This is a genomic window from Rhizobacter sp. (assembly GCF_035702065.1).
Taxonomy (GTDB): Bacteria; Pseudomonadota; Gammaproteobacteria; order Burkholderiales; family Burkholderiaceae_C; genus Rhizobacter.
This window is the reverse complement of record NZ_DASSRA010000313.1, coordinates 1-7,040: the sequence shown is the minus strand read 5'-3', so window position 1 is coordinate 7,040 and position 7,040 is coordinate 1. Positions and strand designations below refer to the sequence as shown.

4 protein-coding genes are annotated in these 7,040 nt (G+C 68.1%); all 4 read right to left on the bottom strand.

The genetic code is table 11. The features are described from left to right. Window positions 1-638 precede the first annotated feature (638 nt). On the bottom strand, window positions 639-3,767 hold the full coding sequence (locus VFL64_RS14060; protein WP_489541005.1) for an efflux RND transporter permease subunit: 3,129 nt from the start codon (window positions 3,765-3,767) through the stop codon (window positions 639-641). A 10-nt stretch (window positions 3,768-3,777) separates the two neighbouring features. Continuing rightward, complete coding sequence (locus VFL64_RS14055; protein ID WP_489541004.1) at window positions 3,778-4,974, bottom strand: efflux RND transporter periplasmic adaptor subunit; 1,197 nt, start codon at window positions 4,972-4,974, stop codon at window positions 3,778-3,780. 213 nt (window positions 4,975-5,187) lie between these two features. Next, on the bottom strand, window positions 5,188-6,087 hold the full coding sequence (locus VFL64_RS14050; protein ID WP_489541003.1) for an HDOD domain-containing protein: 900 nt from the start codon (window positions 6,085-6,087) through the stop codon (window positions 5,188-5,190). Window positions 6,088-6,104: 17 nt separating this feature from the next. After that, window positions 6,105-7,040: chorismate synthase (aroC, locus tag VFL64_RS14045; protein WP_489541002.1), on the bottom strand; the 936-nt coding region annotated here is incomplete at its 5' end.

Below are 7,040 nucleotides of genomic sequence, written 5' to 3'. Positions count from 1 at the left end.
AGGCGCCGATGGGCCGCGCCATCATCGGCGGGGTGATCACCTCGACGCTGCTGACGCTGGTGGTGGTGCCGGTCTTGTATTCGTACCTGGCGCGGGACAAGAAGGCCAAGCCGGCGGAGGTGGCTAAGCCGGTGGTGTCGGGTGACTTGATCGCCAAGTAGGCCGACGTCATCCCGGCGGACCGCCGGGAGCCGCAACGGGCACGCCACTACGCGCTCAAGCTGATCCTTCTGATCGCGTACCTCAGTCCGCTCAGGCAGAGGTATCGAAGCCCCGTGCCGCTTGTCGCAGTGATTGATTCACTGCGTGAGGCCGCGCCGGGAGTTCGGCCCGGCGGCCGACCCCCTTTCTTTGTGTCGACAAAGAAAGGGGGCAAAGAAAGCGACCCTGCCTCCTCGGCCCTCGCGTAGCGAGGGCTGCCTTGCGCTGCTCGGTCATGGGGGCTCGCGCCCAACTCACTACGCGGCCTGCGGCCGCTGCGTTCAAACAGGCGGCGCGAAGTCAGAGGACGAGGCGTGCTGCGCACGCTGCCCCCAAGCCCTGCGCTGCTCAGCTCGTCCGAAGGGGAAGAGCGAACACCAGCGGGGCCTCGCTGCGCATCGGCCCAGCACTGGACCCCGGCGTCCGCCGGGGTGACCTCACTTGGCAATCAGGTCGCCAGGCGCCACCACCGGCTTCGCCACCTCCGCCGGCTTGGCCTTCTTGTCCCGCGCCAGGTACGAATACAAGACCGGCACCACCACCAGCGTCAGCAGCGTCGAGGTGATCACCCCGCCGATGATGGCGCGGCCCATCGGCGCCTGGATCTCGCCGCCATCGTTGAGGGCCAACGCGAGCGGCAGCATGCCGAACACCATCGCACCCGTGGTCATCAGGATCGGGCGCATGCGGGTGAGGCCCGCCTGCATCACAGCCTCTTCCATCGTGGCACCCGCCTTGCGCGCGTGGTTGGCAAAGTCCACCAGAAGAATCGCGTTCTTGGTCACCAGGCCCATCAGCATCACCAGGCCGATCATCGAGAAGATGTTCAGCGTCGAGCCCCACAGCAGCAGGGCCAGCATCACGCCGATGAGAGAGAGCGGCAGCGAGACCATGATCGCAATCGGCTGCAGGAAGCTGCCGAACTGGCTGGCCAGCACGATGTAGATGAAGATCACCGCCAGCACCATCGCGCCCAGCATGGCACCCATCGCTTCGGCCTGCTCCTTGGTGTCGCCACCCACGTCGAAGCTGAAGCCCGGCGGCAGGTTGGTTTCCTTGACCAGCTTTTGCACGTCGTCGCCCACGTCGCCCGCAGGCCTGCCCTGCACGCCGGCGAAGATGGCCTCGCGGCGCTGCAGGTTCTGGCGGCGAATCACGTCGGGGTTGGACACCGGCTCGATGGTCGCCACGCTGTCGAGCGTGATGGGCGTGCCGTCCTTCGCAAACGCCACCGGCAGCAAACGCATCTGCTCGACGCGCTCGCGCTGCGCCTCGGGCAGGCGCAGCAGCACCTGCACCTGTTCGCCGTCGGGCGTGGTCCAGTAGGTGGAAATGTCGCCGTTGACGTAGGCGCGCAGCGACGAGGCCAGCTGCGGTGCCGTCAGGCCCAGCTCGCGCACGGCGCCAGGCCGCAGGCGCACGGCATAGGCGGGCAGGCCGGGTTTGGCGGAGAGGTCCACGTCGACGATGCCGGGGATCTTCTTGACCTTGTCGGCAAACTCCTGCGCGATGCGCGTCAGGCCCTCCGGGTCGCTGCCCAGGATGGCCACGTAGATCGGCCGGTTGAAGCCGACCGCCGTCTCCACCCCCGGCACCTTGGCGATGGCGTCTCGAATCGCATCTTCGACCTGCTTCTGCGAGCGCTTGCGTTCGCTGCGCGGCGTGAGGCCAATGTTCAGCGTGGCCTGGCCCCGGCCCACGGCAAAGCCGTTGCCCTGCCCGCCCACGTTGGTCGAGATGCTCTTCACCTCGGGGAATGTGGCAACGATCTCTTCGATCTGGCGCACCTTCTCGTCGCTGCGCGCCAGGCTGGAGCCGATGGCCATGCGCAGCGAGAGCTGCGTGAAGCCCTGATCGGTCTGGGGAACGAACTCGGAGCCGACCAGCGGCGCCAGCATCAGCGCGCCGACGAAGCTGGCCGCGCCCAGCAGCAGGATCAGCCCGCGCGGCGACAGGTAGCGCAGGTAGCGGCGCGGCGAGAACGCCCAGTGGATGAGCTTCTCGTACAGCGTGTGCATCACGTCGAGCGCATGGTCGGTGCCCTGGATGAGCTGCTTGATCACCGGCAGGTTGCGCAGGCGCGTGCCGGGCGGGTCTTTCCACACAGACGACAGCATGGGGTCGAGCGTGAAGCTCACGAAGAGCGACACCAGCACGGCCACCGTCACCGTCACGCCGAACGGGAAGAAGAACTTGCCGACGATGCCGCCCATGAAGGCCACCGGCGTGAACACCGCGCAGATGGCGAAGGTGGTGGCCATCACCGCCAGGCCGATCTCGTCAGTGCCCTCGCGGGCGGCAGTGTGATGGTCCTTGCCCATGTTGACGTGGCGCACGATGTTCTCGCGCACCACGATGGCATCGTCGATCAAGAGGCCGATGCACAGGCTGAGCGCCATCATCGTCATGAAGTTCAAAGTGAAGCCGAAGGCATAGACGGCGATGAAGCTGGAGATCACCGCGATCGGCAGCGTGAGCCCGGTGATGATGGTGCTGCGCCAGGAGTGCAGGAACAGGAAGACGATCGCCACCGTGAGCAGCGCCCCTTCGATCAGCGTGTGCTGCAGGCCGCTGAGCGAACCCTTGACGAAGTCGCTGGTGGCGATGATGAGCTTGAGCTCCATGCCCGTGGGCAGGGTCTTGCTCACTTCGTCCATGGCGGCCTTCACGGCCTCGCCGGTCGCGACGATGTTGGCGTCCTGCTGTTTGAAGACGTTGAAGGTCACGGCGCGCTGGCCGTTGATGCGGGAGATCGACTCCGGCTCCTTCTCGCGCTCGACCAGCGTGCCCAGGTCGCCCAGCGTGACGGGCGCGCCGCCACGGTGTCCGACCACCACGTCGACGAACTGCTTGGGATCGCGCACGCGGCCTTCGACGCGCAGGATGGCGTCTTGCGTGCCGTTGGTGAGCAGGCCCACCGGCTGGTCGCTGTTGGCCGCGGCCAGCGCCGTGCTCACCTCGGCCGGCGTGATCATGTAGGCGCGCAGGCGGGACGGGTCGAGGTCGATGCGCACCTCGCGGGTGGCGAGGCCGGTGATGTCGATCTTGGCCACGCCCTCCACGCGCTGGAACCGCTTGCTCACGGTCTGGTCGGCCACCAGCGAGAGGTCACGGGCGCTGCGCGTCTTGGAGATCAGCGCCATCACCACCACGGGCTGGCTGTTGTCGTTGTCGAAGCGCGAGACGGTGGGCATCTTCGCGTCACGCGGGAAGGCGGCCTGCACCATGCCCAGGCGGTCGCGCACGTCCTGCATGGCACGCGCCATGTCGGCGTTGAGCGTGAACTGCACGCTGGTCTGGCTGCGGCCCTCGAAGCTGCGCGAGGTGATCTGCTTGACGCCGGCGATGCTGTTGAGAGACTCCTCGATCAGCTTGGTGATCTCGCGCTCCACCGCCTCGGGCGAGGCGCCGGGGTACTGCACGTCGACGAAGGCCACCGGCGGGTTGACGTCGGGCATCTGCTCCAGGCCCAGCTTGCTGTACGAGAACAGCCCCAGCACGCACAGCGCGACCATCACCATGGTGGCGAAGACGGGGTTGTTGATCGCCACACGGGTCATCCACATGGTCGACCCCTTACTTCTGAAGCGTGGCAGGGCCGGAAGCCGACGAGGCCACCGACACCGAGGCGGCCGAGGCCGGCTTGGCAGCCACCGAGGCCTTGGCCCCGTCGCGCAGGTTGTCGAAGCGCGCGGCGAGTACCGTGGCGCCGGGCTTCACCCCGGTCAGCACCTCGACCCGTGCATTCGCCTCATCGCGCCGCCCGGTGGTGATGGACCGTCGCAGCAGGGCGCCGTCTTCGATCACCCACACCTGCTCCTGGCCCGAGGTGGTGCCGATGGCCGAGAGGGGCAGCGTGAGGCGCTGGGTGTCGTCGGCCAGTTCCACCTTGCCCATGGCGTATTGGCCGGCGCGGAACTGCTCGGCCTTGTTGTCCAGAGTCACCACCACACCGATGGAACGGCTGCCCGGCTCTGCGGCTGGTGCGATGCGATCGACGCGGCCGGCCACTGGCTGCGACGAGCCTTCGACCTTGATCTGCACCGGCTGCCCCGGCTTGAGCAGCGAGACCTCGTGCGTGCCGACGCTGCCGGCCAGCTCCAGCGAGGTCAGGTCCACCACCGTCAGCAGCTGCTGCTCGGCACTGACCTTCTCGCCAGGCACCACATACCGCTTGCCGACGATGCCGGCGATGGGCGCCAGCAATTGCGCCTCTTTCACGCCGAGGCGGACGGTGGCCAACTGCGCCTGCGCCGCCTTGAGCTGCGCGCGCGCCGAATCGAGCCGGGCCTGAGACGTCTGCAGCGCGGTCGGCGAGATGAAGTTCTGGCTCGCCAGGCTCACGTTGGCGGCATGCTGGCGCTCGGCCTCGGTGAGCGTGGCCTGGGCCGCGTCGACTGTGGCGCTGCGCTCGGTGACGCGGCTTTGCAGGTCGGCCAGGTCGATCTCGCCCAGCAGCTGCCCGGCCTTCACGCGGTTGCCCTCGGCCACACGCAGCGCAAGCAGGGTGCCGGGCGCCTTGGCACGCACCACGGCCGTACGGGGCGCCACCAACGGGCCGGAGAACTGGATCACGAGTGGCATGGAGGTCAGCACGGGCCGCACCACCTCGGTGGCCGAGAACTCCAGCGGCACCTCGGGCTTCTTGCCATCCTTGGAAGGCGCATCTTTCGCGCCGTTGGAAAGCCGGGGAACCACCGCGAGGCCAACGCCGGCCAGCACACCCACCGCGATGACGCCGCCGACCCACAGCCGCCGTTTTGACATACCCATCGGAACCACTCCTGCAGGCGCCCACCCTCGTGGGGCTGCGCCTTGTTGTTTGTCTGAATTCGTCATGGCCGGCAGTCTAGGAGGGGAGTTCCCTTGCCCGGGCGGCTCTGCGACAAACTGCAGATTGAAGGGGCCGAGCCGTGCCGGTGGGCGACGGGCGGCCGAGAAACCAGAAGTTTAGTGGGCGTGCGCGGGAGTGTTATCCCTAGCGCATCACCTCGTCAGCACCTGCACCGTGCTGGCCTGGTCGGCCAGGCGCAGCGCTGCGGCAAGACCCGACGCCTCGGCCTGCGCAGGCTGCGCGAGCGACTCGACAGCCACCGCCACCGCCTCCGAGAGACGCCACTGCCGCGCAATATGGGCCGACACGTGGGCCGACAGCGTCGCCAGGCGATCGTGAAAGGCGAAGCTCACGGGGGCGGCAGTCACCTGTTGCTGGTCAAACAGCCGCAGCGCCACGATGAGGCCGGTGTTGGCCACCATGCCGGCCAGGTAGGCGTCGAAGTGGTCGGTGAAGCCGATGCGCCGCATCGCGCAGTCGTGGGCACAGGCGTTGGCCTGATCCAGCAGCAAGGTGCCGGAGCTGGCGCCGAATCGCCCCTGCGCCAGATCGAACACCGGCACCATGGCGGCGCGGGTCACCACCTGCTGGATGCCCTGCTGCCCCAGCAGGGCGATGGCCGCGTCCAGGCTCGTCAGGGTCTGCGTGCCGGCGTAGAGAGGCGAGTTGGCAACGCGCATCACCTCGCCCAGCAGCGCAGGCTCGCGCTCGAGCAGGTCGATGAGTTCGTGCACAGCCACGTCGTCGCGCCGCAGCAAGCGCATCAACTTGGGCAGCACCGACGGCATGCGAGGCACCAGCTGTTCTTCACCACCCGCCCGCACGGCGTTCTCCAGACGCTTGAGCACGATCTGCTCGGCTGCGGTTGGGGCTTCGTCACGCAGCGCCGGGGCGCCCAGCAGGGTGGCCGTGAAGAGGCGAGCGATGTCGGTGTCGGAGGGCTGCGGCCCACCGGGCGCCGCCGCAGGCCGTGCCTGACGAAGCTGCTCGACGGGTGGGTTGTCCGCCGCGCGGGGAGTACCGCGCCACCATTGGGTAAGAGCCCTCCACATGGCGGCTTGAGAGAACCTCAGCCGATCTGCCCAGGAATGGGCGGGGTGGGCACCCGCACGTCACCGCACTGAGCGCGGTGGCGCAGTGCGTGATCCATCAGCACCAGGGCCAGCAGCGCCTCGGCAATCGGCGTAGCGCGGATGCCGACACAGGGGTCGTGGCGGCCGAAGGTCTCCACCGTCGCCGGCTTGCCTTGCAGGTCGATCGACTCGCGCGGGCTGCGGATCGAACTGGTGGGCTTGACGGCGATGGACACGGTGATGTCCTGCCCGGTCGAGATGCCGCCCAGCACGCCACCGGCGTTGTTGTTGCGAAAGCCAGCGGGCGTGAGCTCGTCGCCGTGCGTCGTGCCGCGCTGCGTGACGCTCGCGAAGCCGGCACCGATCTCCACGCCCTTGACGGCGTTGATGCCCATCATGGCCTTGGCGATGTCGGCGTCGATCCGGTCGTACAGCGGCTCGCCCAGGCCGACGGGCACGCGGTGCGCCGCCACCGACAGGCGGGCGCCGCAGCTGTCGCCGGCCTTGCGCAGCTCGTCCATGTAGGACTCGAGGCGGGGGATGTCGCTCGCATTGGCGGCGAAGAAGGGGTTGTTGGGCACGTGATCCATCGACTCGAAGGGGATGGCGATCTCGCCGATCTGCGTCATGTGGCCGGAGAACGTGGTGCCGTACTGTTGCTTCAGCCACTTGCGCGCCACAGCACCGGCGGCGACCGTCGGCGCCGTGAGCCGAGCCGACGAGCGGCCACCGCCGCGCGGGTCGCGAATGCCGTACTTGTGCCAGTAGGTGTAGTCGGCGTGGCCGGGGCGGAAGGTCTGCAGGATGTTGCCGTAGTCCTTGCTGCGCTGGTCGGTGTTGCGGATCAGCAGGCAGATCGGCGTGCCGGTGGTCTTGCCCTCGAACACGCCGGAGAGAATCTCCACCGCATCGGGCTCGTTTCGCTGCGTCAC